The sequence below is a fragment of the Embleya sp. NPDC005575 genome (assembly GCF_040605455.1).
Taxonomy (GTDB): Bacteria; Actinomycetota; Actinomycetes; order Streptomycetales; family Streptomycetaceae; genus Embleya.
The window spans coordinates 1-1,916 of record NZ_JBEXCV010000332.1 but is presented as its reverse complement, the minus strand read 5'-3'; the positions used below and the strand labels follow the sequence as shown (position 1 = coordinate 1,916).

Below are 1,916 nucleotides of genomic sequence, written 5' to 3'. Positions count from 1 at the left end.
ACCATCGTCGCCGGCGGCGAAGACCTCTCCCCCCACCTCGCCCACCGCATCCTCACCACCACCCACACCACCACCACCATCTGCAACGAATACGGGCCCACCGAGGCGTCCGTCGCCAACGTGATGAGCCTGAGCACGGCGATCGACCCGCACGCGGACGGCATCCCGATCGGCGTCCCGATCACCAACACCAAGGCGTACGTGGTCGACCGCCACAACCGCGCGGTCCCGGTCGGTGTCCCGGGCGAATGCCTGGTCGGCGGCATCTGCGTCGGCCGCGGCTACCTCGATCGGCCGGAGCTGACCGAGGCGCGCTTCGTCCCGGACCCGTTCTCCACCGACCCGGACGCGCGGGTGTACCGCACCGGGGACCTGGTGAAGTGGCGCCCGGACGGGCGACTGGAGTACATCGGGCGGATCGACAACCAGGTCAAACTGCGCGGCTACCGCATCGAACTCGGGGAAATCGAGAGCATGTTGCTCACCCACCCGGGTGTGACCGCGACCACCGTCATCGTCCGCGAGGACACGCCCGGCGACCGGCGGTTGGTCGCCTACCTCGTCGCCGGCGGAGCAGCCGTCGGCACTGGTGAATTGCGTACCCACCTGCGGCGGCACCTGCCCGACCACATGGTCCCGGCCCTGTTCGTCACGCTCGACCGACTCCCGCTGACCCCGAACGGCAAGGTCGACCGCAAGGCGCTGCCGGTCCCCGACGGCCACCGTCCCGACCTCGACGCCGCCTACCTCGCCCCGCGCACGCCGGTCGAGGAGACCATCGCCACGATCTGGTCCCAGGTGCTGGGCGTCGACACCGTCGGAGCGCACGACAACTTCTTCGAACTGGGCGGGCATTCGCTGCTGGCCACCCGGGTCACCTCACGGCTGCGCACCGAACTCGGCGTCGACACGCCCGTCCGGACGCTCTTCGGCGCGCCGACACCGGCCATGCTCGCCGCCGCCGTGGCGGACCTGGACGCCGGCGACTCGCCGGACATGCTGCCGGCGGCTCGCACCGCCGGCCCGCTCCCGCTGTCCTTCGCCCAGCAGCGGCTGTGGTTCCTGGACCGGCTCGAACCCGGACGGGCCGAGTACGTCATCCCGTTCGGGCTGCGGATCCGCGGCCCTCTGGACACGACGCTCCTGGAGACGGCGCTCGGCGGTCTGGTGGCCCGGCACGAGATCCTGCGCACCCGATTCGTCGCCGACGCCGACGGCCTGCCGGCGCAACTCGTGGACGAGCCCCGGCCGGTGCCGGTGACGGTGCACGACCTTCGGAGCGTCGGGGATGCCGTGGGCCGGGATGCCGAGGCCCGGCAGCTATTGGAGATCGAGGCACTGCGCCCGTTCGACCTGGCCACCGGCCCGATGTTGCGCGCGGCCGCGGTGCGGGTGGCCGACGAGGAGCAGTACCTGCTGATCACCGTCCACCACATCGTCTCGGACGGCTGGTCGGAAGGCATCCTGGCCGAAGAGCTGCACGAGCACTACGCGGCCGCCATCGACCGGCGCGCGGTGGATCTGCCGGCGCTGCCGTTGCAGTACGCCGACTTCGCGGTCTGGCAGCGGCAGTGGCTGGCCGGTGAGGTCCTGGACGGGCAACTCGCCTACTGGCGTGACAAGCTCGCCGGACTGGAGCCGCTCGAACTGCCCACCGACCACCGGCGACCGCCGGTCCGCAGCGGGGCGAGCGAGTTGGTCACCTTCGCCGTCCCGGACGACCTCGTCGGCCGGCTGAAGAAGACCGCCAACAACGAGGGCGTGAGCCTGTTCATGACCTTGCTCGCCGTCTTCCAGGTGTTGTTGTCGAAGTACAGCGGTCAGGAGGACATCGCGGTCGGGACGCCGATCGCGGGGCGCAATCGGGCCGAGATCGAGGACATGATCGGGTTCTTCGTGAACACGCTGGTCATGCG

Annotated in this window: 1 protein-coding gene; it reads left to right on the top strand. The window is 70.7% G+C overall.

What is annotated here, in order from left to right; genetic code table 11:
• Positions 1-1,916 (top strand): condensation domain-containing protein (locus tag ABZS54_RS42805; RefSeq protein WP_355548839.1); only part of this gene is annotated, 1,916 nt, incomplete at both ends.